The 24,844-nt window shown below is 68.2% G+C and carries 21 protein-coding genes; 16 read left to right on the forward strand and 5 right to left on the reverse strand.

The window, feature by feature from the left end:
• The first annotated feature begins 183 nt into the window (after positions 1 to 183).
• From ACFLIT_RS15855 to ACFLIT_RS15875, 5 genes are all read left to right on the forward strand, one after another.
• Positions 184 to 930: a TetR family transcriptional regulator gene (locus ACFLIT_RS15855; protein ID WP_479912235.1), complete on the forward strand. Its 747-nt coding sequence runs from the start codon at positions 184 to 186 to the stop codon at positions 928 to 930.
• A gap of 178 nt (positions 931 to 1,108) precedes the next feature.
• Positions 1,109 to 2,170 (forward strand): sugar phosphate isomerase/epimerase family protein, encoded by a 1,062-nt coding sequence (locus ACFLIT_RS15860; protein WP_479912236.1) that lies wholly within the window; start codon positions 1,109 to 1,111, stop codon positions 2,168 to 2,170.
• Between the two features lie 279 nt (positions 2,171 to 2,449).
• Positions 2,450 to 5,236 (forward strand): TonB-dependent receptor plug domain-containing protein, encoded by a 2,787-nt coding sequence (locus ACFLIT_RS15865; RefSeq protein ID WP_479912237.1) that lies wholly within the window; start codon positions 2,450 to 2,452, stop codon positions 5,234 to 5,236.
• Between the two features lie 148 nt (positions 5,237 to 5,384).
• On the forward strand, positions 5,385 to 7,046 hold the full coding sequence (locus ACFLIT_RS15870) for a carboxylesterase/lipase family protein (protein ID WP_479912238.1): 1,662 nt from the start codon (positions 5,385 to 5,387) through the stop codon (positions 7,044 to 7,046).
• 90 nt (positions 7,047 to 7,136) lie between these two features.
• The gene (locus ACFLIT_RS15875) at positions 7,137 to 9,011 is read left to right on the forward strand and encodes a bifunctional sugar phosphate isomerase/epimerase/4-hydroxyphenylpyruvate dioxygenase family protein (protein WP_479912239.1); all 1,875 of its coding nucleotides are present in this window, start codon (positions 7,137 to 7,139) and stop codon (positions 9,009 to 9,011) included.
• A 6-nt stretch (positions 9,012 to 9,017) separates the two neighbouring features.
• On the opposite strand, the gene ACFLIT_RS15880 is transcribed toward ACFLIT_RS15875, so the two are convergent.
• The 3 genes from ACFLIT_RS15880 to ACFLIT_RS15890 form a co-directional block, all read right to left on the reverse strand.
• Positions 9,018 to 9,473 (reverse strand): type II 3-dehydroquinate dehydratase, encoded by a 456-nt coding sequence (locus ACFLIT_RS15880; RefSeq protein WP_479912240.1) that lies wholly within the window; start codon positions 9,471 to 9,473, stop codon positions 9,018 to 9,020.
• Between the two features lie 111 nt (positions 9,474 to 9,584).
• Positions 9,585 to 9,848 (reverse strand): DUF6894 family protein, encoded by a 264-nt coding sequence (locus tag ACFLIT_RS15885; protein ID WP_479912241.1) that lies wholly within the window; start codon positions 9,846 to 9,848, stop codon positions 9,585 to 9,587.
• 10 nt (positions 9,849 to 9,858) lie between these two features.
• Positions 9,859 to 10,770: an iron-containing redox enzyme family protein gene (locus ACFLIT_RS15890; RefSeq protein ID WP_479912242.1), complete on the reverse strand. Its 912-nt coding sequence runs from the start codon at positions 10,768 to 10,770 to the stop codon at positions 9,859 to 9,861.
• Between the two features lie 261 nt (positions 10,771 to 11,031).
• Here ACFLIT_RS15890 and ACFLIT_RS15895 point away from each other — a divergent pair, with 261 nt between their 5' ends.
• The 11 genes from ACFLIT_RS15895 to ACFLIT_RS15945 all read left to right on the forward strand — a co-directional run bounded on the left by ACFLIT_RS15895 (position 11,032) and on the right by ACFLIT_RS15945 (position 22,643).
• Positions 11,032 to 11,307 carry a hypothetical protein gene (locus ACFLIT_RS15895; RefSeq protein WP_479912243.1) on the forward strand — a complete coding sequence of 92 codons (276 nt, stop codon included), beginning with the start codon at positions 11,032 to 11,034 and terminating at the stop codon, positions 11,305 to 11,307.
• Positions 11,308 to 11,476: 169 nt separating this feature from the next.
• Positions 11,477 to 11,887 (forward strand): hypothetical protein, encoded by a 411-nt coding sequence (locus tag ACFLIT_RS15900; RefSeq protein ID WP_479912244.1) that lies wholly within the window; start codon positions 11,477 to 11,479, stop codon positions 11,885 to 11,887.
• A 50-nt stretch (positions 11,888 to 11,937) separates the two neighbouring features.
• Positions 11,938 to 13,230 carry a L,D-transpeptidase family protein gene (locus ACFLIT_RS15905; RefSeq protein ID WP_479912245.1) on the forward strand — a complete coding sequence of 431 codons (1,293 nt, stop codon included), beginning with the start codon at positions 11,938 to 11,940 and terminating at the stop codon, positions 13,228 to 13,230.
• Between the two features lie 84 nt (positions 13,231 to 13,314).
• Positions 13,315 to 14,715, forward strand: coding sequence for an alkaline phosphatase family protein (locus ACFLIT_RS15910; RefSeq protein WP_479912246.1), 1,401 nt, complete (start codon positions 13,315 to 13,317; stop codon positions 14,713 to 14,715).
• Positions 14,705 to 15,952, forward strand: a complete 1,248-nt coding sequence (locus tag ACFLIT_RS15915) for a 3-dehydroquinate synthase (RefSeq protein WP_479912247.1) — start codon at positions 14,705 to 14,707, stop codon at positions 15,950 to 15,952. The genes ACFLIT_RS15910 and ACFLIT_RS15915 overlap by 11 nt, the downstream gene beginning before the upstream one ends.
• Complete coding sequence (gene eboE, locus ACFLIT_RS15920; protein WP_479912248.1) at positions 15,949 to 17,148, forward strand: metabolite traffic protein EboE; 1,200 nt, start codon at positions 15,949 to 15,951, stop codon at positions 17,146 to 17,148. Before ACFLIT_RS15915 ends, eboE begins: the two co-directional genes overlap by 4 nt.
• On the forward strand, positions 17,121 to 18,014 hold the full coding sequence (locus ACFLIT_RS15925; protein WP_479912249.1) for a UbiA family prenyltransferase: 894 nt from the start codon (positions 17,121 to 17,123) through the stop codon (positions 18,012 to 18,014). The genes eboE and ACFLIT_RS15925 overlap by 28 nt, the downstream gene beginning before the upstream one ends.
• Positions 18,011 to 18,877 (forward strand): EboA domain-containing protein, encoded by an 867-nt coding sequence (locus ACFLIT_RS15930; protein WP_479912250.1) that lies wholly within the window; start codon positions 18,011 to 18,013, stop codon positions 18,875 to 18,877. Before ACFLIT_RS15925 ends, ACFLIT_RS15930 begins: the two co-directional genes overlap by 4 nt.
• A 10-nt stretch (positions 18,878 to 18,887) precedes the next feature.
• Positions 18,888 to 19,976: a TatD family hydrolase gene (locus ACFLIT_RS15935; protein ID WP_479912251.1), complete on the forward strand. Its 1,089-nt coding sequence runs from the start codon at positions 18,888 to 18,890 to the stop codon at positions 19,974 to 19,976.
• A gap of 225 nt (positions 19,977 to 20,201) precedes the next feature.
• Entirely contained in the window at positions 20,202 to 21,839 is a 1,638-nt protein-coding gene (locus tag ACFLIT_RS15940) for a hypothetical protein (RefSeq protein WP_479912252.1), read from the forward strand.
• On the forward strand, positions 21,840 to 22,643 hold the full coding sequence (locus ACFLIT_RS15945; protein ID WP_479912253.1) for a hypothetical protein: 804 nt from the start codon (positions 21,840 to 21,842) through the stop codon (positions 22,641 to 22,643).
• Positions 22,644 to 22,798: 155 nt separating this feature from the next.
• Here the strand turns inward: ACFLIT_RS15945 and ACFLIT_RS15950 are convergent, their stop codons facing one another.
• Positions 22,799 to 23,368, reverse strand: a complete 570-nt coding sequence (locus tag ACFLIT_RS15950; protein WP_479912254.1) for a DUF2939 domain-containing protein — start codon at positions 23,366 to 23,368, stop codon at positions 22,799 to 22,801.
• A 217-nt stretch (positions 23,369 to 23,585) separates the two neighbouring features.
• Positions 23,586 to 24,803, reverse strand: a complete 1,218-nt coding sequence (locus ACFLIT_RS15955; RefSeq protein WP_479912255.1) for an NADP-dependent isocitrate dehydrogenase — start codon at positions 24,801 to 24,803, stop codon at positions 23,586 to 23,588.
• Positions 24,804 to 24,844: the final 41 nt, after the last annotated feature.

Below are 24,844 nucleotides of genomic sequence, written 5' to 3' on the forward strand. Positions count from 1 at the left end.
CTGTTCAACTTCTGCACCAACCTGGCGGGCATCATCACCCCCATCGTCATCGGCTTCGTCGTCGCCGCCACCGGCTCCTTCTTCGGCGGCCTCGCCTTCATCGGCCTCATGGCCCTCATCGGAGCCTGCTCCTACATTTTCCTGCTAGGCGAGGTGAAGCGCGTCGGCGATGAATAGGGCGACATGACTCGAACTCCGACGCGCCGCAGCGCCCCTCAAGAGCTCCAGGCGGCCGACGCCCCGTCGGCCCCGAAGCGGCGCGTCGCCCACACCGCTACCCGCATCACCAAGGCCGGTCCGGAACTGGTGATCAAGGACGCCGAGCGCACCCGGGCCGAGATCATCGAGGTGGCGACCAAGGAGTTCTCGCAGCGCGGGTACAGCGGCGGTCGAATCAACGAGATCGCCGAGCGGACCCGCACCTCCAAGCGGATGATCTACTACTACTTCGGCGGCAAGGAGGGGCTCTACCGGGCGGTGCTGTTCGAACACTACCGCCGGCTTAGGGCCAACGACCGGGCCGCCGGCCTGGAGGATCTGCCGCCGACCGAGGCGCTGGCCAAGCTCACGCTCACGACCTTCGACTGGTATGTCGAGCACGCCAGCGAAGTGCCGCTGGTCATGGTCGAGAACATCCATCACGCCCGCCATGTCAGCAGCATGCCGGACATCGGGTCGCTGAACCTGACCGCTATCGAGCTGGTGAAGTCGATCTACGATCGGGGGGTGGAGCAGGGGACCATGCGGCCCGGCCTGCGGCCGATCGACATCTACATGGCCATCGCCTCGGCGAGCTTCTTCAACGTCTCCAACCGCTACACCTTCAAGGCCATCTTCGGCCATGACATGAGCGCCAAGGCCGAGACCGCCACGCGGCGGGAAGCCCTGGTCGACACCGTCCTCCGCTACGTCGCCGCCGACCGCGGCTGAACGCGCCGAGCCGTTCGCCGGGCGGGGGAGGACTTTGCGAATTAACTCACCAAATGGTTCATCTAATGCTTGACGGCGCTCCACCGGCCATACCAACTGACCGCGAAACAGCGTGAGGGCCGGGCGAACCGGCGCGCCGACAACGGCGCATCGCGCGGGAGGAACAAGGGCCGCCATCATGGACAGACGTCAACTTCTGCTGGCCGGGGGCGCCCTGGCGTCGGGCCTCACCGCCCGTCAGGCCCTGGCTCAGGGCCAACCGGCGGCCGCCGCGCCGGCGTCGCGAAAGCTGCAGATCGACGCCTATTCGCGCCACCTGCAATGGCTGCGCGATCCGGCGGAGGTCGCCAAGGCCGTGCTCGAAATGGGCTACGAAGGCCTGGACATCACCGTGCGGCCCTATCCGGGACATGTCGATCCCGAGAAGGCAGCCACCGACCTGCCGGTGTTCGTGAAGGCCGTGCGAGCCCAGGGCGTGAAGGTCTCGTCGATCACCTGCCCGATCACCGACGCGGATTCGCCCAACGCTGAGCGGATCATGGACGCGGCGTCCAAGCTCGACATTCACCACTACTGGTGGGGCACGTTCCGCTACGACCAGACCAAGCCGGTCATGCCCCAGCTCGACGCCCTGAAGCCGCGCATCGCCAAGCTGGCGGCCCTCAACGCCAAGTACGGCATGACGGCGATGTACCATAACTACTCCGGCCCCGGCACGGTCGGCTCCGCCATTTGGGACATGCTGCTCCTGATGCGCGACCATGACCCGAAGCTGATGGGTTTTCACTTTGACGTCGGCCACGCCACCAACGCCGGAGGCAACAACACCTGGGCGCTGAACATGCGCGCCGCCGGTCCCTATATCGCCGGCCTGTCCATCAAAGACTCGTTCCTCGAGCGGGTGACGCCCGGCTCGGCCCCGGCCCCGGCCCGTCCGCCAGGCGGCGCGGCGCCTGCCGGCGCGGCGAGAGGGGCGGGGCCCGCGAGCGACGGTCCGCCGTATCCCTGGCGCGTGAAGTACACGCCGCTGGGCGAGGGCAACGTCAATCTGCCACTGCTGGCCCAAGTGCTGAAAGAGATCGGCTTCGCCGGTCCCACCGAGATTCAGGCCGAATATCCGAACGGCGGCGCCGACTCGGCGCAGGACAAGCTGACCCTGCCGCGAGAGGTGGTGCTCGGCGCCATGAAACGCGATCTCGAGACCCTGAAGAAGGTCTGGGCGGGCTCGGGGCTGGTCTAACCCTCGAAAGAATCCCAGCGATTCCAGCATCACGCCGTCCGAGCCTCGCTCGGGCGGCGTTTTCGCGTGTGAGCGCGAGGCCACGCAGGCGCAGCTTGTTGCACCAAATGGTACAAGAGAGTTGACAGCCGATACCGGCTGCGTGCTATCGCTACTGTACCGCACGGTACACGAACAACGACAAGTGCGGTGGAGGGAACACGGCGCCGTCTCGGCGCGCAGGTTCTGAAGCGTGGGCGAGGCTGTTCGCCCGCCGCGGCAGGGACTCAGGAGAGGGTTATGAGCAGCAGATTCACCACCAGCCGGCGCATCGCGCTACTCGCCACCGTCGCCGGGATGCAGGCCCTGGCCGGCCAGGTCGTCGCCCAGACGGCTCCCGCCGCCGACACGGCGGTCGAGGAAGTCGTCGTCACCGGCACGGCCATCCGCGGCGTGGCGCCGGTCGGTTCGGCGACCGTCAACGTGACCCGCGAGACGCTGATCGAGGCGCCCGCCCGCAGCCCTTCGGAATTGATCCTCAACCTGCCGCAGGCCTCGGGCCTCGGCGCCACCCTGGCCAACAGCACCGGGCGCACCGCCGGCGTGAACCTGCGCGGCCTCGGCAACAACGCCACTCTGCTGCTGTTCGACGGCCACCGCGGCGTGTCGCAGGGGGTGACCAACCAGATCTCCGATCCGAACACCATTCCCTTCGCCGCCATCGAGCGCGTCGAGGTGGTGACCGACGGCGCCTCGGCCATCTACGGCTCCGACGCCGTGGCCGGGGTGGTGAACTACATCCTGCGCAAGCCCTTCGACGGGCTTGAAGTCACCGCCCGCTACCAGAATAACCTGTTCGACCAGTATGTGATCGAGGGCGTGGGCGGGAAGCGCTGGGACGGCGGCGGCGTGATCTTCGGCCTGGCCTACGAGACCAACGATCTGGTCAAGCGCTCGGTCAGCCCCCTGCTGGCGTCGGACCTGCGTCGCTATGGCGGCAACGACAACCGCTTCATCGGCACGAGCGTGACTCCCGGCGTCAACGGCGCTCTGATCCAGGGCACCACGGTCTACGGCCTGCCGGCCGGTCTCAACGGCCGCATTCCGACGGCGGCCGAGGTGCAGGCGCTGCGCAACAATCCGGAGTTGGTCGACACCTCGATCTACTCGCCCTACTTCGCCGAACGTGAGCGGATCAGCGGCATCATCCGCGCGAACCAGGACTTCGGGCGCGCGGGCGAGGTCACGGCGACGGTGCTGTTCAACAGCCGGCGGACGACCGCGCCCGGCACCGGCGACGGCGGCTTCACCAACATCGGCGTCACGGTGTCGCCGTCCAGCCCGTTCTACATCGCGGGTCTGGGTACGGGTAGCCAGACGGTGGTCTACAACTTCCGGGCCAATAATCCGGGGCGGGCGTTCGACCAAAAGAACGTCGACGACTCGATCAACCTGATCGGCGACTACAAGGTCGATCTCTTTGGCGACTTCGCCTTCACGGGGTCGGGCACCTATGGCCTGAACTTCGGCTGCGCCGTCTGCCAGCCGCAGGGCAACACGGTGCTCACCGCGGCGATCACGCAGCCGCAGTACAACCGCGCCTTCAATCCTTACCAGCAGGGACCCCAGACCGGCGCCGAGGGCATCTTCGGCGGTTTCGTCCAGAAGGCGCGCAACCAACTGATCGACTTGGTCGGCAAGGTGGACGGCACGCTGTTCGAACTGCCCGCCGGCAATGTGCGGATCGCGGCCGGCGTCGAGTATCAGAAAATCGACTTCGGGTTCCGGGCGCTGAACACGCTCAACCTGCAGACCGCCTACCAGACCTCGCGCTACGCCAAGCGTCACCGCGTCATCAACTCGGGCTTCGTCGAAGGCTTCGTGCCGATCTTCGGCGTCGACAACGCCATCCCCGGCTTCCAGCGCCTCGATCTGTCGCTGGCGGTTCGCTACGACGACTATTCGGATGTCGGCTCGACGACCAACCCGAAGGTCGGCGTGTCGTGGCGGCCCATCGACGATGTGCTGGTCCGCGCCTCGTGGGGCACTTCGTTCCGCGCTCCGACCCTGGGCGAATCCGATCCGCGCACCGTCGGCCAGACCAACCGCGTGTTCGTGAACAACGGCCTCAACGATCCCTCGATCCCGGTGACCAACGTGGCGACCGGGCAGAGCCTGGTGCTGCAGCGGGGCGGCAACAGCGGCAACCTGCAGCCGGAAACCGCCGAGATTTACTCGCTCGGCGCGGACTATACGCCCAGCGCCATTCCGGACCTGCGCTTCGGCGTGACCTATTACAACGTCGACTATCAGGACCGCATCGAGAACCTGCCGAACGCCAACCTGATCCTCTCCAGCCCGACGACCTACCAGCAGTACAAAGACTTCTTCATCGTCGCGCCGCAGCCGTCGAGTTGCGTCAACGGCGCCCAGCCCGGCATTCCCGGCCAGCCGCAATACGCCACCTACAACCCGGCCTACCTGCCCTGGCTTTCCGACCCGAACGCCGTCTACTCGCCGACGACGAACAACGACTGCCAGCTGGTCGGCATCATCGCCGGCGGCCTGCGCAACCTCGGCCGCGTCAAGCAGTCGGGCCTCGACCTGACCGCCAGCTACGCGCTCGACACGCCGCTGGGCCGCGCCTCGTTCAACGGCTCGTTCACGAAGATCCTCAACCTGCAGCGCAGCCTGCTGCCGAACTCGCCGCTGGTCGACGCGATCGACACCATCGGCAATCAGGTGTCCGAACGCGGGCGCTTCTCGACGACCCTCGTGCACGGGCCGTTCAGCTTCAACCTGGCCGCCAACTATGTTGGCTCGTACCTGAACAACGCCACGATCACGGTCGGCGGCGTGAAGTACCCCGACACCAAGGTGCCGTCTTGGACCACCGTCGACTTCGGCGTGATCTACCGGCCGCCGGTCGAAGCAGGGCTGCTGTCGGACCTGCGGCTTTCGATGAATATCCAGAACGTCGAGGGCAAGGATCCGCCGATCGTGCTCAGCGGCAGCAACGCGGTGGATCTGAACAACCACAACATCTTCGGGCGCGTCTGGACCTTCGAGGTCAGCAAACGCTTCTGATCCAAGCGGCGGACGGGCTCGCCCGTCCGCGGACGACTGGGACGCCGGCGACGATCCCCTCCGCCGTCGCCTTCCTTGCCCGCCCCGCTTCCCATGCCCGGGAGACGGGGCGGGCCTCTTCTCTTCTCGAGGGGCAGGGGCGCACGTCGTGAAGCTTGCAAGCATGGTCGCCAGGGCGGCCTTCTCGGCGGCGCTGATCGCCGGTCTGCTGGGCGGGGCTCAGGCGCAGGTCGTCGAGCGCCCTATCGCCCCGATCAAGATCGATAGCGGCCTCGTCGCGGGGCAGGTGCTCCCCTCGGGGGTGCAGGCCTGGTTCGGCGTTCGCTTCGCCAAGCCGCCGACCGGCGAGCTCCGCTGGAAGCCGCCGGAGCCGATCAGCTGGAACGGCGTCTACAACGCCGACCGCAAGGGCGCCGAGTGCATTCAGCCGCTGCGACCACACAACATCAATCACTACTTCGGGGAAGAGGCGACCAGCGAGGATTGCCTCTACCTCAATGTCTGGGCTCCGCCCGGCGCCAAGGCGGGCGATAAGCTGCCCGTGGTCGTCTACATCTATGGCGGCGGCTCGACGATCGGCTCCAGCGGCATGGCGCTCTATGGCGGCGAGGAGGTCGCCAAGCGCGGCGCGGTGTTCGTCAACTTCAACTATCGGCTCGGCATCCTCGGCTACATGAGCCACCCCGAGCTGACGGCGGAGTCGCCGAACCACGCCTCGGGCAACTACGCCGGCCTCGACCAGGTGGCGGCGCTCAAGTGGATTCAGGCCAATATCGACAAGTTCGGCGGCGATCCGTCGAAGGTGATCATTTCCGGCCAGTCGGCCGGGGCCGGCGCGGTCTCCGCCCTTCAGGCCAGCCCGTTGGCCAAGGGTCTGTTCCGCGGCGTGGTGGCGATGAGCGGCGGCGTCTGGGGGCAGGGCGGCGACAACACGCCGAAGCTCGCCGACACCGAAAAGACCGGGGTGCTCGTTCAGACGACGCTGAAGGCCGCCGACCTCGAAGCGATGCGCAATGTGCCGGCCGACCGGCTGCTGGCCCTGCAGGAGGACTGCCAGCTCGGTTGCACCAACGGCAATATCCGGGTCGGCTCGACGGTGGTCGACGGCTGGTTCATGCCCGACACCCCGGCGAAGATCTTCGCGGCCGGCAAGCAGAACGACGTGCCGGTGATCGCCGGCTTCGCCAATGACGAAAGCCGCAACGACCTGTCCTCGGCAAAGACCCTGGCGGACTTCAATGCGGCGGCCGAGCGGCTCTACAAGGACAAGGCGCCGGAGTTCCTGAAGCTCTACCCCGCCAAGACCGACGCTGAAGCCAATCTGCTGGGCCGCGCGGCGGCCCGCGAGGCGATGGTCGGCAAGGGCGCGCGCAACTGGGCTGTGGCCCAGGCCAAGTGGGGTAAGGCGCCGGTCTACATCTACGATCTCGTGCGGGTGCAGCCGTTCAACCCCGCCGCCCTGCCGGCCGACCGTCCCGATCAGGTCGGGGCCTATCACACCTCGGACGTGCCCTACTGGTTCGGCACCCAGGACGCGCTGAACATGTGGCGCCCGACGCGCAACTGGACAGCGGATGACCGGCGGCTGTCGGCCGACATGACCGCCGCGCTCGTCGCCTTCGCCAAGACCGGCGATCCGGCGACGGCGCGGATCGCCTGGCCGGCGTGGTCGCCGAGCAAGGAGACTCTGGTGGAGTTGGACGTTCCGGCGGCGCGCATCGCGCCGATGCCGACCGCGCGGTGGGCGTTCCATGTCGCCAACGCTCCGGCCGCGTCGACGCGGACTGCGCCTCGCAACACCCGGGACTAGGCGAAAAGCTCGTCTGCGCGGTCTGGCGGCTCGAACCTCCGAGTGTCCTGTGTACTATCTGGTTACCTGCCCGATGGAGCGCCGAGGACCATGCACAACGCGATCGCCACGGTCTCGCTGAGCGGCACGCTCGAAGACAAGCTCGCCGCCGCCGCCGCGGCCGGATTCACCAGCGTGGAGCTCTTCGAAAACGACCTTCTAGGGTCGGCGCTGCCGCCGCGCGGAGTGCGCGGGCTGATGGAGGATCTCGGCCTCGGCTGTTCGCTTTACCAGCCTTTCCGCGACTTCGAGGGCATGCCGGGCGCGCTGCGCCAGCGCGCCTTCGACCGGGCCGAACGCAAGTTCGACCTGATTGCCGAACTCGGCGTCGATCGGATTCTCGTCTGTTCGAACTGCCAGCCCGCGTCGCTCGGCGACAGGCAGCGCATCGTCGACGACTTCCATGAGCTCGGCGAACGGGCGAAGCCGCGCGGCGTCTACGTCGGCTATGAAGCGCTGGCCTGGGGTCGGCACGTCTTCGATCACCGCGACGTGTGGGAGATCGTCAAGGCGGTCGACCATCCGAATATCGGCATCATCCTCGACAGCTTTCACTCGCTGTCGAGGCGAATCCCCAGCGAGTCGATCCGCGACATCGCCGGCGACAAGATCGTCTACGTCCAGCTGGCCGATGCGCCGGTGCTGGAGATGGACCTGCTCTACTGGAGCCGGCACTTCCGCAATCTGCCGGGGCAGGGCGGCTTCGATCTGACCGGCTACGTCGCCGAGATTCTGCGCACCGGCTACGATGGGCCGCTAAGCCTGGAGATCTTCAACGACCGCTTCCGGTCGTATCCAGCGTCGCTGGTCGCCACCGACGGCATGCGGTCGCTCGACACCCTGCGCGACGCCGCGCTGAGGGCGATCGGCCAGGCGCCGACGCTGCCGCCGGTCGAGCCCATCCTCGCCGCCGAATTCGTAGAGTTCACCGCCTCGTCGTCCGACGCCGAGCGTCTCGGCGAGATGTGCCGCGCCCTGGGTTTCGCGCAGGTTGGAACGCACCGTTCCAAGCAGGTGACCCGTTGGCGGCGAGGCGACGTCAATCTGGTCATCAATTCGGAGCCCACGGGCTTCGCGGCCTCCTATCGCTACGTCCACGGCGCCTCGATCTGCGCCATAGGGGTGAGGGTTGGCGACCGGCAGGGGGTCGTCGACCGCGCGGCGGCGTTGCGCATCGACCGGTTCGATGAGGCGGGGCAGGAGGGCAATCTGGCCATGCCCGCTCTGCGGGGCGTCGGCGGCAGCTTGGTCTATCTCGTGCAGGACGACCAGGCGGCGCACCTCTGGGCGGATGAGTTCGCGCCGGTGGAAGGAACGGCGCCCGAGGCGGGTCCCGAAGCGACCCGGTTCGATCACCTGGCGGCGGTGGTGATGAACGACGAGTTCCTGTCGTGGCAACTCTACTGGCGATCCCTCTTCGGCCTGCAGCCGCGCGCCGCCCAGGACGTGATCGATCCGCTGGGGCTGGTGCAGAGCCAGGCTTTGCAGTCGCAGGACGGGGCGTTCCGGGTAACCCTCAACGCCACCGATGCGCCGGGCACGCTTTCAGGGCGCTTCCTGTCCCATGGGTTTGGCGGCGGCTACCAGCATGTCGCCCTCGGAGTCGACAATCTTGTGGAGACGGCCAGGGGCCTGAAGATGCGCCAGGCGGAGCTCCTGCCGATCTCGCCCAACTATTACGACGACCTGATCGCCCGCTTCGGCTTCGACGCGGCGCTGGCCGGGCGGCTTTCGGATCTCGGCGTTCTCTATGACGAAGACGTCGAGGGCCGCTATTGGCAGGTCTACAGCCGAGCCTTCGACAAGACTTTCTTCTTCGAGTTCGTGCAGCGCGACCTGGCTTACTCGGGCTACGGCGCGCCCAACGCCGGCATCCGCATCGCGGCGCAGGGGCGTTATCGCGCGGACGAGCCGACCGCGCTTTGATCGGCGCTAGGTTTTGCTTTCCGCCAGCCGCGCGGCGATGAATTCGATCGCCAGGCGATAGCCGTCGACACCGAGGCCGGCGATGACGCCCGTCACGGCTTGCGAAATGATGCTGTCGGCGCGCCATGGCGCCTCCACTGCGGCGCGTTTGTGGATGTTGGTGATGTGCAGTTCGACGACCGGGCCTTCGCACATCTTCAGCGCATCCAGCACCGCCACGCCGTGATAGCTGAATCCCGCTGGATTGATGACCAGGCCCGCCGCCGCGCGCGCTTCCTGCACCCAATCGACCATCTGGCCTTCAATATTGCTCTGGCGGAACTCGACCGCGTAGCCGTGACGGCTGGCCGCCGCGCGGCACAGGGCCTCGGCGTCGGTCAGGGTCTGGTGGCCATAAAGGTGCGGCTCCCTCAAACCGAGGAGATTGAGGTTCGGACCGTTGAGAACGTAGATGGACTTCACTGGAGATCTCGAGGCGCTTTGTGGCGCTTGCTAGTGCGCCTTGCTGAGCGAGCCAAGCCATTATCGGCGGCGCTTCCGGAGCCTAAGTGAGGCCGGCTAGGTTTCGGGCGCCTACCGCGAAGGCTTGCGCCGCGCCTTTTTCAGCACCGGCGCATCGGTGCTGGTGGCCTCGACCACGAACAGCGTCAGCCCCGTGTCGTCGGTGACGGTCACGGTAAGGCCGCCGTGGCGCCACAGCTGCTCGGGCGCGCCGCGCAGGGCCTCGGTGAGGATGTCGACGGCCGCGTTGCGCGCGCCCTCCAGGTCGGGAAATTCTACCCCGTCATCGTCGCGCAGGCTGACGCCGTCATCGATGTTGAAATGATAGCGGCTCACGGTGACGGCTTTACTCCGCGGCGAACCGGCGGGCGGCCTCGCCCCAGAGGTGGCTGCGATAGACCTCGAAGCAGCGGGCGCCGCAGGTCAGGCGCATGAGCGCGCCCTCGGCGAGATAGGGCGTGCACTCCGGGACCTCGCGCACCAGCGGCTGAAGGACGTTGGCGATCCAGTCGGCGGCGTGCTTCACGTCGAGCACGGCGTGCAGGTCGAAGTACTTGCGCACCACCGGCGGGTGATCCAGGCGCTTCAGGCCCTTGCCGACCAGGGCGACCCGGCCGGGGGCGGTGAGTTCGACGACGCCGAGCGCGCCGATGGCGTGCCAGGCGTAGCGGCGGGTGGTGGCGAAGGCGGTCAGGGTGTTGGCCAGCGCCAGGGAGGGCCAGACGGTGTCGTCGATGGTCGGCTTCAGGTCCAGGGTGCGGATGGCGCGGTCGAGCATCGGGCCGTGCATGCCCAGCGGGTTGCCCCGGCCCATCTCGTCCCAATAGTTGCGGGCCAGCTCGAGCTTCGGCTCTTGGGGCATCTTCACCTGCGACAGGGCGACGAGGTCGTCGAAGCCCGCCTCGCCGGCGGCTTCCTGGGTGAGGAACCAGTTCATCTCACCGGCCGTGGCCTCCTCGGCCAGCCAGTCGAACAGCGGGTCGTGCTGGCCGGGTCCGTCGGCCTCCAGGGCCTCGAACCAGGCCGTGAAGCCTTCCACGTCGCGCGGGGCGGCGGCGGCCCGCTCGGCCACCTCGGCGCGGAAGCCTTCGATCCAGTGGGCTTCCAGGGCCCGCATCTCGCGCTCCTCGTCGAGCTCGGCGGCCCAGCCCGCGTGGGGCGTCGCGGGGGACAGCCGCCGATGGTTCCAGTGCGCCAGACGACGGTGAAGCGTTTCCGCGTCCAGCGCCGGCAGGGCGCGAATGTCTGCTTGAGCCATGATGACCTCCGTTCGGCCGCTGAACGCCATCTGCCGGCGTTCGTTGCCTGGAGGATCGCAATCGGCCGCAATTTCACCCGTTGGCCTATCATGTTGGAAAAATGAAGGAACTAGGCCTCACCTGAGGCCGTTTAGCCGCCCTTTTGGCGTCCCCTTAAATCGTGCCCGCTGTCATCATTCGTCACGGATGGAGGGGGCGCCCGACACTCCGGCGCCGCTTTCTGAGTCTACTCCGGGGATGCGCATAGAGGAGGCGCTTCCATGAAAAAGGCAGTGATCGTCTCGGGCGTCGTCGCCGCGTTGGTCTTCGGCGGCAGCGCCCTCGCTCAGGTGAACGCCAACTCGCTGGACCGCAGCCAGCCGCTGACCGCCCATGCCGCGGTCGCCTACGCTCAAGCGCAGGGCGGCTCGGGCCTGATGGCTCCGGGTTCCACCCTGCGGGCGCCGGATCGCGCCGAGGTGCGGGACGCCGGCGCCAAGAAGCACCGCTCGGACGCGCGCGGCGAGAAGAAGAAGCGCGACGGCCGACGCGGCTGATTTCGACCGAAGCTGAGCCTCCGCGCGCCTTGCCGGCCTTGAGGTTGCGCGCCTAAGGCTCAGCTACAGTGTTGAATTCAGTCACTATTCGTCATCAAGGGAGCGGAACCGGCCCGTTTCGGGGTGGTTACGCCGTGCATTCAAGGCATGTGCGCAAGGAGGCGCTCCCATGAAAAAGGCAGTGATCATTTCAGCCGTCGCCGCTGCGTTGGTCGGCGGCGCCGGCGCCGTGGCGTTCGCCCAGTCGGCCACGCAGAATTCGTCGATCAGTCCGGGTATCGGCCAGCCTCTGACCAACGAGCAGGCCGCCGGCTACGCTCAGGAGCAGGGCGCCACCGGCCTGATGGGGCCGGGCGTCACCGGTTCGCGTTCGAACGGATCGGCGATGAATGGATCGGCGCAGACCGCCCCAAGCGCCGGGGCCTATAGCGCCGACACCTCCGCCCAGACGAACTCGGGCATGGCCCCGACCACGACCGACCGTTCGGGCGCCATGGAGAGCAACCGCGCCGCCGCGGGCGGCGCGAATTATGCACAGAACGACACCGGCGCGATGATGCGCGCTGGCGAGCGCGGCTGACCGCGAAGGCCTTGCCGGCTTTCGCAAGACCGTTGTGGGTGGCGGGGGCCTTGGCCCTCGCCATCGGCATGTCCGGCTGCGGCGGCGCGGGGTCGTCCGAGATCGCGCGCCTTGCGCAGGCCGATCCCGTCGTCGCTCAGGTCTATCGCAGCCACGAGGACCGGCCGCTCTGGCTTCGCGGCGACAGGCTGAACGATCGCGGCCGGCTGGTCGTCGAAGTGCTGTCACGGGCCGGCGACGACGGTCTCGATCCGCGACGCTACCTGCCCAAGGGGCTGCGAGACGGCGCCGTCGTTGGCGATCCCGCCGTGTTCGATGTCGAGCTTTCCCGGGCGCTGATCGCCTACGCCGCCGACCTGCGCCGTCCGACGGTCATGCCGAGCTTCACCTTCACCGACCCGGCCCTGACGCCGGTCGCCCCGCGTGCGCCGGTGTTGCTCGAGCGCGTCGCCTTCGGCGAGAATCCGCGGGAAACCCTGGCGGTGATCCGCCGCATCAATCCGATCTACGACGGCCTGCGCACCGCGCTCGCCAAACAGCGCCAGGGCGGCGCCGCCACGCCCGAGGCGCGTCGCACCGAGCGGCTGATTCTTATCAACATGGACCGCGCCCGCGTCCTGCCGCCGGACTTCGGCCGCCGCTACGTATGGGTCGATATTCCCGCCGCGCGGCTGACGGCGTTCGAGGGCGGCGCGCCCCGGCTGAGCATGGCGGTGGTGGTCGGCAAGCCGGAGATGCAGACGCCGATGATGGTCGGCCTGCTTCGCTACGCTGTGGTGAACCCTTACTGGAATATCCCCGAAGACCTGGTGCGCGATTCCATCGCGCCGAAGGTCATGCGTCAGGGCGAACGCTATCTGCGCGCCAAGAACATCGAATTGCTTTCCGACTGGTCGGAGCATGCCGCGCCCATCGCCCCCACCCAGGTCGCGTGGAGCCAGGTGGCCAGCGGCGCCACGTCCCTTCGCGCCCGCCAACGACCCGGGCCGTCGAACATGATGGGCTCGATGAAGATCATGTCGCCCAACGCCATGGGCATCTATCTGCACGACACGCCGCATCGCGACCTCTTCGCGGCCGAGGCGCGCACCTTCAGCTCTGGCTGCGTGCGTCTCGAGGATGCGCCGGCCCTGGGGCGCTGGCTATTCGGACGCGATGTGCGCTCTTCGACCGCGCCGCCCGAGACGCGGGTGGACCTGCCATCCGCGACGCCGCTTTACCTGACCTATTTCACCGCCGTGCCGACCCCGGACGGGGGGATCGAAGAGCGCCCCGACATCTACGGACTCGATAAGGCGCAAGGCGGGCGGATAGCGACCGGCGATATATCGGGCGCTTCGTAGATGTGATGTCGCCGCCGTGTATATTGCCCCTCGCGTAAGCGGCGCTTAGGTAACAGCCGCGACCGGGGAGTGAGTGCAGGCGGAATGCGGCCGACCATTGTCATCAACGCTGTCGGCCTGACGCCGCGCATGCTGGGGCCGAACACCCCGAACCTCAGCCGTCTGGCGGCCCAGGGCGGGGTCAAGCCGCTCGGCACGATCACGCCGGCCGTAACCTGCTCGGCGCAGGCGACGTTCCTGACGGGAGTTCTGCCGACCGAGCATGGCATCGTCGGCAACGGCTGGTATTTCCGCGACACCGCCGAGATAGGCTTCTGGAAGCAATCCGCCGCGCTGGTGGGTGGGGAGAAGATCTGGGACGCGGCGCGCAAGCGGGACCCCAGCTTCACCGCCGCCAACATGTTCTGGTGGTACAACATGTATTCCGGCGCCGACATCGGCGTGACCCCGCGGCCGATCTACTGCGCCGACGGCCGCAAGCTGCCGGACTGCTACGCCGCGCCGAACGGGCTGCGAGACGAGCTGACCCAGCGGCTGGGGACCTTCCCCCTATTCCAGTTCTGGGGCCCGGCGACCACGGTGAAATCCAGCGAATGGATCGCCCGCGCCTCGCTCTACGTCCGTCAGACCCGCAACCCGACACTGACGCTGATCTACCTGCCGCACCTCGACTACGGGCTGCAGAAGGTGGGGCCGAACCATCCTTCGATGGCCAAGGACATCAAGGAATTGGATGACGTCTGCGGGGAGATCATCGAGGACGCCAAGCGCGACGGCGCGGCGGTGATGGTGATCTCGGAATACGGCATCACCGACGTGAACCGCCCGGTGCACATTAACCGCGCCCTGCGCCGCGCCGGCCTGATCGCCGTGCGCGAGGAGGTGGGGACCGAGCAGCTGGACCCCGGCGCCTCGGAGGCCTTCGCCGTGGCCGATCACCAGGTGGCCCATATCCATGTGCGCGACCCGGGCCGGCTGGCCGAGGTGCGGGCGTTGGTGGAGTCGCTGGATGGGGTGGAGCGCGTGCTCGGCGCTGACGAGAAGCCCGCCTGGGGCCTCGACCATTCGCGGGCCGGCGACCTGGTGGCCATCAGCAAGGCCGACAGCTGGTTCACCTACTACCACTTCCTCGACGACGACCGAGCTCCGGACTTCGCCCGCACCGTCGAGATCCACCGCAAGCCGGGGTACGATCCGGTCGAGCTGTTCTTCGATCCGAAGTTCAAGAATCCGAAGGTCGCCGCGGGCTTGCGCCTGCTGAAGCGCAAGCTCGGCTTCCGGCAACTGATGGACCTGACGCCGCTCGACGCCACCCTGGTGAAGGGCAGCCACGGCCGGATCACCGACGATCCGCAGGACGGCGCGATCTTCATCTCGTCCGAGGCCGCCCTCGTGCCGCAGGGCGACATCGCCGCCACGGCGGTGAAGGGGCTGATCCTCGACCACGTCTTCGCGTCCGCCGGCAAGGCCAGCCATGCCGCATGACGCCTTCGACGATGGCGCGGGCTCCTATGACGGGGGCGGCGAGGCCGTGACGCCAAGCGCCGCCGCGTCAGTGGATCAGCGATCCTACGTTCAGCGCTTCTCGGTGGCCTACGAATATTCCGTGGCCTTCACGCGCCACCTGTTCGCCCCCGCCAACCGGGTGCTCGTCGACGTGGTGGCCAAGGCCGGGGCCGGCCAGGCGCATAAGGTGTGCCTCTTCGTCGACCAGGGCGTCGCCGACGCCGACCCGACGCTGCAGGGTCGCATCGCCGCCTACGCCGCCGCCCACGCGGAGACCATAGACCTCGTCGCCGCGCCGGAGACTGTGCCCGGCGGCGAGGCCTGCAAGAACGATCCGGCCCTGGTCGAGCGCCTGCAGAAGCGCCTGGTCGATCTCGGCATGGACCGCCACGGCTTCGTGATCGCCGTTGGCGGCGGGGCGGTGCTGGACCTGATCGGCTATGTGGCCGCCACCACCCATCGCGGCATCCGCCACATCCGCGTGCCGACCACCATCCTCGGCCAGAACGACAGCGGCGTCGGGGTGAAAAACGGCGTCAACGCCTTCGGCCAGAAGAACCTGCTGGGAACCTTCGCCCCGCCGTTCGCGGTGCTGAACGACAGCGCTTTCCTTGAGCAGCTCGATCCGCGCGACAAGCGGGCGGGCATGGCCGAGGCTGTGAAGGTGGCCCTCATCCGCGACGCCGCCTTCTTCCGCTGGCTGGAGAGCGCGGCGACCGATCTGCACGCCTTCGAGCCCAAGGCCGTGGATCGCCTGATCCGGCGCTGCGCCGAGCTGCACATGATCCAGATCGCCTCGGGCGGCGATCCCTTCGAGCGCGGCAGCGCCCGGCCGCTCGATTTCGGCCACTGGGCCGCGCACAAGCTGGAACTGCTGACCGGCCACGCCCTGCGGCACGGCGAGGCGGTGGCCATCGGCCTGGCGCTCGACACCCGCTATTCGGTGCTCTCCGGCCGCCTGCCGGCCGGGGAAGAGCTGCGGGTCGTCGCCCTGCTGAAGGCCATCGGCCTGCCGACCTATCACCCGATGCTCAAGGCCCATAACGACGCCGGCCAGCATGTGCTGCTGAAGGGCCTGTCGGATTTCCGCGAGCATCTCGGCGGCGAGCTGACCATCACCCTGCTGACGGCGCTCGGCGTCGGCGTCGAGGTGCATGAGATGGACGAGGCGCTGATCCTGCAGTCGATCGAATGGCTGGAGGAGCAGGCCGCGTGAAACTCTCGGGCGATCGCGGGCACCTGACCTACTGCACCAACGTCCACCCCGGCGAGACCTGGGAGGCGGTGTGGGGCGTGCTGCGAAACGACCTCCTGGCTGTCCGCGAGGCCGTCGCGCCGGGCGAACGGTTCGGCGTCGGCCTGCGCCTGTCCGGCCAGGCGCTGGAGCAGGCGAGCGCGCCCGAGGCGATGGCGCGGATGAAGGCCTTCCTGGCCGAGAACGACCTCTACGTCTTCACGATGAACGCCTTCCCCTACGGCCCCTTCCACGGGACGCGGGTGAAGGAGGAAGTCTACCTGCCCGATTGGCGCGACAACGAGCGCCTGCGCTACACCAACGCCGCCGCCGACTACCTGGCCGAGATCCTGCCCGAGGGGCTGGCCGGCAGCATCTCGACGGCGCCTGGCTGCTACAAGACCAACGTCGACGGCGACGCCGTCGCCCAGATGACCGAGCGCTTCGTGCAGCACGCGGCGCACTTGGTCGGGATCGAACGACGCACCGGCAAGACCATCGCCCTGGCCATCGAGCCGGAGCCCTCCTGCTTCCTGGAGACCACCGAGGAAGCCGTCGCCTTCTTCCGCGACCACCTGTTCGCCCCGGCCGCCGCCGCGCGGCTCGCCGACCTGACCGGTCTCACGGCGGACGAGGCGGGCAGGGCGCTGCGCAAGCACCTCGGCCTCTGCCTTGATCTCTGCCACGCCGCCGTCGAGTTCGAGGATCCGGCCGCCACGGTCGCCGCCCTGCGCGAAGCGGGGGTGGCGGTGACCAAGCTGCAGGTTAGCGCGGGCCTGCGCCTTTCCGGTGTCGGCGCCGAGGCGCGGGCGCTGCTCGCCCCGTTCGACGACGGGGTCTATCTGCACCAGGTGGTCGAGAAGCAGGGCGCGGCTCTCAACCGCTACGACGATCTCGCCGATGCCTTCGAGGCGCTGGGCGAGGCCCCGGCCGCCGCCGACCGCGAGTGGCGGGTGCACTATCACGTGCCGCTGTTCCTGGCCGACCTCGGCCCGTTCGGCTCGACCCAGGCCTTTGTCGCCGAGGCCCTGGCGCTGCACGCCCGCGATCCGATCTCGCCGCATCTCGAGGTCGAGACCTATACCTGGGGCGTTCTGCCCGATAGCTACCGCACCGGCGCCCTGCCGCCGGCCATCGCCAGAGAGTTGCAATGGGTTCGTCAGCAGCTGCCGGCCTGAGCTGGCCGGTCGCTCTTCGCCTTGGGCGGGTCTCGAACCTGCCGACGGTCTGGACCAACGTCCTGGCCGGCGCCGTGCTGAGCGGCGCCGTGTTGAGCGCCGTCGACGTGCTGGTGCTGATGCTGGCGTTGTCGCTGTTCTACGTCGCCGGCATGTACCTGAACGACGCTTTCGACGCGGCGCATGACGCGGTCAACCGGCCGACGCGGCCGATTCCCGCCGGCGTGGTCTCCAAGGCGACCGTGATGGGCGCGGGGGCGGTGATGATCGCCGTGGCCCTGGCCCTGCTGGTGGGCCTGGCCCTTTCCGGCGGCGGGCTCGGCCTGCCGGGCGTGGCCGGCGGCGTCGCCCTGACCGCCGCCATCGTGGCCTACGACGCCTGGCACAAAGGCAATCCGGCCAGCCCGGTGATCATGGGCCTGTGCCGCCTGCTGGTCTACGTCACCGTCGCCGCCGCCCTGGTGGGCGGGTTGCAGCTGCAGGTGATCTGGGCCGCCGGCATGGCCCTCTGCTACCTGATCGGCCTGACCTACGCGGCCAAGCAGGAAGACCTGAAGACGCCTGGGCGCCTGTGGCCCCTGCTGTTCCTCGCCGCGCCGTTCGTCTACGCCGCGCCGCTGGTGGCGCAGGTCGGCGTCGGGGCGGCGGTCTACGTAATTCTCCTGGCTGTCGTGCTCTATGCGGTGTCGCTGATGATGCGCCGTCAGCGGGCCAACATCGGCCGCGTGGTGTCCCTGCTGATCGCCGGCATCTGCCTGCTGGACGCCCTGTTCATCGCAGGCGCGGGCCAGCCGATGCTGGCGCTGCTCGCCGCCCTGGGCTTCCCGCTCACCCTGATCTTCCAGCGTTGGATTCCTGGCACGTGACCCCCGCAGAGCTTCTCCGCCAATGGATCGGCCGCGACGCCGCCCCGGACGCCGTCGCCTGGTTCGACGCCAAGCGGGCAGGGCTCGCCGCCGAGCCCGCCAGCAAGACCCTGGCCATCGCCTTCAGCCAGGCCCGCCGTCTCGGCAAGGCCGAGCTTTCCCTGACGGCCGAAGATCTGGCGGCCGCCGAGGCCGCCCGTCCCGGCTGGCGTCCCCAAGGCCTGACCGCCGAACAGGCCGGCCGCATCCTGCTGCTGATCGACGCCGGCGCGGTGATGAACGACTTCCCGGCAGTGGTGAAATCCATCTTCAGCACCTCGGACCTCGGCGAGCGCATCGCTCTGCTGCGCGGCCTGCCGCTCTACCCGCGCGGCGAGGACCTGCTGCCCACGGCCGTCGAAGGCGTGCGCACCGCCATGCAGCCGATCTTCGAGGCGGTGGCGCATGGCAATCCCTATGCCGCCGAGCACTTCCCGCAGCCGGCCTGGAATCAGATGGTGCTGAAGGCGCTGTTCATCGACAGCACCATGGCTCCCATCATGGGTCTGGACGACCGATGGAACGCCGAGCTGGCCGCCACCATGATCGACTACGCCCATGAGCGCTGGGCCGCCGGGCGCGCCATCAGTCCCGAACTGTGGCGCGGGGTGGGGCGGTTCGCCGACGCTTCGGGCGTCGCCGACCTCGCCAAGGTGCTGGCCACGGGCGATGAGACTTCGCGCAAGGCCGCGGCCCTGGCCCTCTCTGAATCCAGCCTACCCGAGGCGGCGGCGGCCCTGGCGGCCGAGCCCACGCTTGCGTCGGCCGTCGCGAACCACGAAATAGGCTGGAAAACGGTGCTGGCGACGGCGCCGCAGGTTTAGGGAGAGTGTCATGGACAAGCCCGAGGAGAAGTCAGGCCTCGTGTGCGAGCCCGCAGAAGCCAACGGCGGCGGCATCGGCTGCCCGTGCTGCGGCGTACCCCTGACCCGCGATCAGATCGCCGCCCTGAAAGCTCAGTTGACCGACGCCCCCGCCTGGCGCGGCGAGCGCCCGGCCGGAACCATGTATATCGACCCGCATGCGCACATGATCGCGCGCACCACCGACGACTACGTGGCCATGGCCGCCGCCGGGGTGGTCGCCTTGGTCGAGCCGGCGTTCTGGATCGGTCAGCCGCGCACCAACGTGGGCAGCTACATCGACTACCTGTCGCACATCATCGGCTTCGAGCGCTTCCGCGCCGGCCAGTTCGGCATCCGCCACTACTGCACCATCGGCCTGAATTCGAAGGAGGCCAACGACGAGGCCCTGGCCGAGGCGGTGATGGACATCCTGCCGGGCTTCGCGGCCAAGGAGGGCGTCGTGGCCATCGGCGAGATCGGCTACGACGACCAGACGGCGCTGGAGGACAAGTACTTCCGCCTGCAGATCGAGCTGGCCAAGGAGCTGGACCTGCCGATCATGATCCACACCCCGCACCGGGATAAGAAAAAGGGTACGTCGCGGACCATGGACGTACTGGTCGAACACGGATTCGACCCGGCCAAGTGCGTGATCGACCACAACAACGAGGAGACCGTGCGCGAGGTGCTCGACCGCGGCTTCCAGGCGGCGTTCTCGATCTATCCCGGCACCAAGATGGGCAACGCCCGCGCCACCGAACTGGTCAAGCAGTACGGCTCGACGCGGGTGATCGTCGACAGCGCCTGCGACTGGGGCGTCTCCGACCCGCTGGCCGTGCCGAAGACTGCCGCCCTGATGCGCGAACGCGGCGTGGCCGAGGCCGACATCCGCAAGGTCACCTACCAGAACGCCCTGGCCGTCTACGGCCTCAACGGCGAGATGAAGGCCGAGGACTGGATCGACGTGGCGACCGTCGATCAGAAGGCGCTGTTCTCGGGCAACTCGATCCTGCGCGGCGGCGAGGCCAGCCCGTTCCCGGAACACCTTCGCCCGGCCGGCGCGCTCGAGATCAGCTGAGCGGCGGCGAGACCGAACTCTCACCTTCTTAAACCGCTTCCCTCGGCCTTGTGCCGAGGGCCCCTGCTTCCCGAGAGTTCGAATCCAAGTTGTTTTTCAGCGCGGGCTGAACGAGGGCCCCTCGGCACAAGGCCGAGGGAAGCGAATTTTTGGAATGAGAGAAGAGGCGTCGCCGACATCAAGCGGCCAATTGATTGTTATGTCCCATACGCTAAGCCTTGGCGCATGGGACAAGACGCACCGAAACCGCGCGCCTATCGACTGACCTTCGCCCTGGTGGGCGCGAGCTTGCTCGGGCTCGTCGGCGCGGCCGCTGTCTCCCAGACGCCGAACAAGCCCGGCGTGCTCGGCGGTGTGGCCGGGCAGGTTCCAGCCCAGGCGGCGCAGGCCGCGCGCGCGCCGGCGACCGAAGCCTACGAGGCCGGCGCCGACTGGCTCAACGGCGCCTCGGGAATGCCGGCCTCGGCCGAGTACGCCAACCCGACCGGCCGCATCCGGGTGCTGAACGCCGACGGGCCGGTGGCGGCGGGGCATCCGTTCTTCGCGCCGCTGGGCGCCAACGGCCGGGCCTGCGTCAGCTGCCACCAGCCGTCCGACGGCATGAGCCTGTCGGTCGAGACCATCCGCAAGCGGTGGGCCGAGACTGGCGGCAAGGACCCGATCTTCGCGGCCGTCGACGGGGCCAACTGCCCCAGCCTGCCGCAAGGCGAGGCGGCCTCGCACTCCCTGCTGCTGAACAAGGGCCTGTTCCGCATCTTCATGCCCTGGCCGCCGCGCGCCGCCGACGGGGCGCGGATGACGCCGGAATTCGACATCGCCGTGGTGCGCGATCCCACCGGCTGCAACACCGACGCGACCTATGGCTTGAAAAGCGCCAACCCGATGGTCTCGGTGTTCCGGCGCCCCCGGCCGGTCGGCAACATCAAGTTCCTGACCGAGCTGCCGCACGGCGTGCCGCCGCACGAAGCCTTCGTCTACAACGACAAGAGCCTCTTGCCACGCGATCCGGAGACGGGCGGCTTCGTCTCCAACCAGCTCTTGTCCGACGGCCGCCAGCCGACGCTGAAGACCCAGGCCGTCGAGGCCGCGATCACACACCTGCAGACGCAGGGGCGGCCGAGCCAGGAACAACTGGCGCAGATCGTCGCTTTCGAGAACCAGGTCTATGTCGCCCAAGCCTTCGACGCCCTCGGCGGTCCGCTGACTGGTCCCGGTGCGCCGCCCGGCCTCGGCCCCGAGGCGATGCGCGACGGGGCGCCCGCGCGGCTGGGCAACAACCCGATCAACAAGGTATTCGGCAGCTTCACCGGCTGGGCGGCCGGGCGGGGGAGTAGCCAGGGAACTGGGCCGCAGGACGAATTCCGCCGTTCGGTCGCCCGCGGGGCCGACGTCTACTTCTCGCGCCGGTTCCTGATCCGCGACGTCGGCATGTACAACGACAAGGGGCTGGGCAATCCGTTCAAACGCTCCTGCGCCTCGGGCTGCCACAACACCCTGCTGGCGGGCATGGATCTCGCGCCCGGCTTCATGGACCTGGGGCTGAACAACTTCCCCTGGGCCAACCAGCGCGATGATCTTCCGCTGTTCAAGGTGACCTGCAAGGCCAGCGCCCCTGCCCAATCCTACCTCGGCCGCACCATCTTCACCCACGACCCGGGCCGCGCCCTGGTGACCGGCAAGTGCGCCGACGTCGGGGCGACCATGACCCAGCAGCTGCGGGGGCTCGCCGCCCGCGCGCCATACTTCGCCAACGGCTCGGCCGCCGACCTGCGCGAGCTGGTCGACTTCTACGATCGCCGCTTCAACATCGGCTACACCGAGCAGGAAAAGCGCGACTTGGTGAACTTCATGAGGACGCTCTAGATGCGCCGCGCCGTCGTTATCGCCGCGCTCATGACGCTGGCCGCTGGGCGGGCCATGGCCGCCGACGCGGTGGCCTTCATCACCTGCCCCATCGCCCGCGACACCGGCCCGCAGGCCGACCTCTGCTTCCTGGTGGAGCGCGACGGGGCGCGGATCGGCATCGCCAACCCCGCCGACACCGGCAATCCGCAGCTGAAGCACAGGCTGCTGGTCGAGGGGCGCATCGATCCGAACCGCACCGTCTGCGGCGCGCCCGCGCTGGACGGCCGCGCCTCGGTGCTGCCCGAACTCGCGCCCGAGTGCGACCTCGTGCTGCCGTTCGACGGCTCGGTGGTCGGCGGACCCGGCGGCATCTTCAACAGCGGCCCGCCCGAGCAACGCGCCGCCATGCAGGCGCTGGCCCAGCGGGCCGAGGCCGACCCTTCGCTGTCGGTAAAGCCGCTCGACGCCGCCTACACGCCGCCGCCCGGCCCGCCGCCGCCCGAGACCCTGACGATCTATTTCCCGTTCGAGAGCGACCGGGGTTCCGGGCCGGACATGCTGACGTTGTGGAACATGGTCAAGGCCGCCTCGGCCTCCGGCGAGACGCTGGAGATCGTCGCCCACCAGGGCGTCAGCCGTCTGAACACCGGCGAGACGTTGCGCGAGCGGTCGGGGATGGCCCAGCAGCGGGCCGACAAGCTGGCGGGCGTGGTCGTTGGGCTTGGGTTGCCGAAGAGTCAGGTGTGGACACGCGTAGAGGCTGCGCCTGACGAGGCGACGGTGGGGTGGCGGTCACGATATGCGGTGGTGGCGGTGAGGTGATGAATCCCTCTCCCTCGAAGGGAGAGGGGCAGGGGTGAGGGTGTTCGCACTGAGAGACCGGCTTGTCATTGATGGCGCGGCCTGTTGAGCCCGCCTGGGCAGGCTGCGCATTCACCCCCATCCCCAACCCTTCCCCCTTCGAGGGAGAAGGGGGCTCAGGGCTCGCCCACCGGCAAGGTGATCGCCACCAACTTCCACACGAACCAGCCTCGGCGCTGCCAGGTGAAGATCGTGCGTTTGTCCTTCGCCTCGGGGCGGGTGACGGCGATGCGGACGCGGTTGGGATCCCAATAGACCATGGTCGGGTGGGGCCCGCGCACCGCTGTGCTTAGTGCGTTCCAGGGGGACCGGGGCTCGGCGATCGCCGGTGCGGCCCCAAGCGCGTAGCCGCGCGTCAGGGCCGAGACGCCGGCGACGGTCAGGTAGCGGTCGACGGCCGGCTCGGGCGGGGCGATCGGCTCGATGGCGCGGCGGAAGGCGCCCATCGGATTGCGCCACAGCGAGGGTGGCTCGGCGGTGGCCGGCGCGGCGGCGGTGCGGGCTTCAAGTTGCTGGGTGAGGGCGCGGCGCGTGGCGGGAAAATCGACAAGCTCGCCGATGGCCGCGACATCCTCATAGGTCGCCGCCGACTTCAGGGCGCGGAAGGCGAACAGCGGCGCGGTGACGAAGGCCAGGGCCGTCGCCAGCAGCAGGAAGAGGACGATGTCGAAAAATCTGGGTCTCACCCGCCGGGGCTCCGAAAGCTCAGCTTGATCGGATGCCAAACGCGTGGGCGGTAAAGTGGCTGCCCCCTAAGTCCCTTCCCCCTTCGAGGGGGAAGGGTAAGGGATGGGGGTGGGTGCAGGGCGTTTCGGGTGGAATCTCAACAGGCGGCGACTGCTCAACGTCAGCAGTCACCCCCACCCCTGGCCCCTCCCCCTTCGAGGGGGAGAGGTCTTTCAGTTAGGCCGCGGCCATGGCCTTCTTCAGGTTCTCGTCGATCTTGTCGAGGAAGCCTTCGGTGGTCAGCCAGCTTTGCTTCTCGCCGACCAGCAGGGCCAGGTCCTTGGTCATGAAGCCGCTTTCGACGGTGTCGACGCAGACCTTCTCGAGGGTGTGCGAGAACTTGGCCAGTTCCTCGTTGCCGTCGAGCTTGGCGCGGTGGGCGAGGCCACGGGTCCAGGCGAAGATCGAGGCGATCGAGTTGGTCGAGGTGCTCTCGCCCTTCTGATGCTGGCGGTAGTGGCGGGTCACGGTGCCGTGGGCGGCTTCGGCTTCCACCGTCTTGCCGTCCGGCGTCATCAGCACCGAGGTCATCAGGCCGAGCGAGCCGAAGCCCTGGGCCACGATGTCGGATTGCACGTCGCCGTCGTAGTTCTTACAGGCCCAGACATAGCCGCCCGACCACTTCAGGGCCGCCGCCACCATGTCGTCGATCAGGCGGTGTTCGTAGGTCAGGCCCGCCGCCTTGAACTGGTCGGCGAACTCGGCGTCGAACGTCTCCTGGAAGATGTCCTTGAAGCGGCCGTCGTAGGCCTTGAGGATGGTGTTCTTGGTCGACAGATAGACCGGCACGTTGCGGTTCAGGCCGTAGGCCAGCGAGGCGCGGGCGAAGTCGCGGATCGAGTCGTCGAGGTTGTACATGGCCATGGCGACGCCCGAGCTCGGCGCGTCGAACACGTCCTTCTCGATGGTCTCGCCGTCTTCACCGACGAACTTGATCGTCAGCTTGCCCTTGCCAGGGAACTTGAAGTCGGTGGCGCGGTACTGGTCGCCGAAGGCGTGGCGGCCGACGATGATCGGCTGGGTCCAGCCCGGCACGAGGCGCGGCACGTTTTGGCAGATGATCGGCTCGCGGAAGATCACGCCGCCGAGGATGTTGCGGATGGTGCCGTTCGGGCTCTTCCACATCTGCTTCAGATTGAACTCGGTCACCCGCGCTTCGTCCGGGGTGATGGTCGCGCACTTCACGGCGACGCCATGCTTCTTGGTGGCGTTGGCCGCGTCGATGGTCACTTGGTCGTTGGTGGCGTCGCGGTTCTCGACGGACAGGTCGTAGTAGTCCAGGTCGATGTCGAGGTACGGGAAGATCAGCTTATCCTTGATGAGCTTCCAGATGATGCGGGTCATCTCGTCGCCGTCCATGTCGACGACGGGATTGGCGACTTTGATCTTGGCCATGAGGGCGGAACTTTCCTTCCGGTGTGAACGCGCATCGGGGC

It is taken from the genome of Caulobacter sp. HJHS_5, assembly GCF_056683955.1.

Coding starts and splice junctions, on each gene's coding strand:
- ACFLIT_RS15855 (WP_479912235.1), top strand. CDS start 184: ATGACTCGAACTCCGACGCGCCGCAGCGCCCCTCAAGAGCTCCAGGCG.
- ACFLIT_RS15860 (WP_479912236.1), top strand. CDS start 1,109: ATGGACAGACGTCAACTTCTGCTGGCCGGGGGCGCCCTGGCGTCGGGC.
- ACFLIT_RS15865 (WP_479912237.1), top strand. CDS start 2,450: ATGAGCAGCAGATTCACCACCAGCCGGCGCATCGCGCTACTCGCCACC.
- ACFLIT_RS15875 (WP_479912239.1), top strand. CDS start 7,137: ATGCACAACGCGATCGCCACGGTCTCGCTGAGCGGCACGCTCGAAGAC.
- ACFLIT_RS15890 (WP_479912242.1), bottom strand. CDS start 10,770: ATGGCTCAAGCAGACATTCGCGCCCTGCCGGCGCTGGACGCGGAAACG.
- ACFLIT_RS15895 (WP_479912243.1), top strand. CDS start 11,032: ATGAAAAAGGCAGTGATCGTCTCGGGCGTCGTCGCCGCGTTGGTCTTC.
- ACFLIT_RS15900 (WP_479912244.1), top strand. CDS start 11,477: ATGAAAAAGGCAGTGATCATTTCAGCCGTCGCCGCTGCGTTGGTCGGC.
- ACFLIT_RS15910 (WP_479912246.1), top strand. CDS start 13,315: ATGCGGCCGACCATTGTCATCAACGCTGTCGGCCTGACGCCGCGCATG.
- ACFLIT_RS15915 (WP_479912247.1), top strand. CDS start 14,705: ATGCCGCATGACGCCTTCGACGATGGCGCGGGCTCCTATGACGGGGGC.
- ACFLIT_RS15925 (WP_479912249.1), top strand. CDS start 17,121: ATGGGTTCGTCAGCAGCTGCCGGCCTGAGCTGGCCGGTCGCTCTTCGC.
- ACFLIT_RS15935 (WP_479912251.1), top strand. CDS start 18,888: ATGGACAAGCCCGAGGAGAAGTCAGGCCTCGTGTGCGAGCCCGCAGAA.
- ACFLIT_RS15940 (WP_479912252.1), top strand. CDS start 20,202: ATGGGACAAGACGCACCGAAACCGCGCGCCTATCGACTGACCTTCGCC.
- ACFLIT_RS15945 (WP_479912253.1), top strand. CDS start 21,840: ATGCGCCGCGCCGTCGTTATCGCCGCGCTCATGACGCTGGCCGCTGGG.
- ACFLIT_RS15955 (WP_479912255.1), bottom strand. CDS start 24,803: ATGGCCAAGATCAAAGTCGCCAATCCCGTCGTCGACATGGACGGCGAC.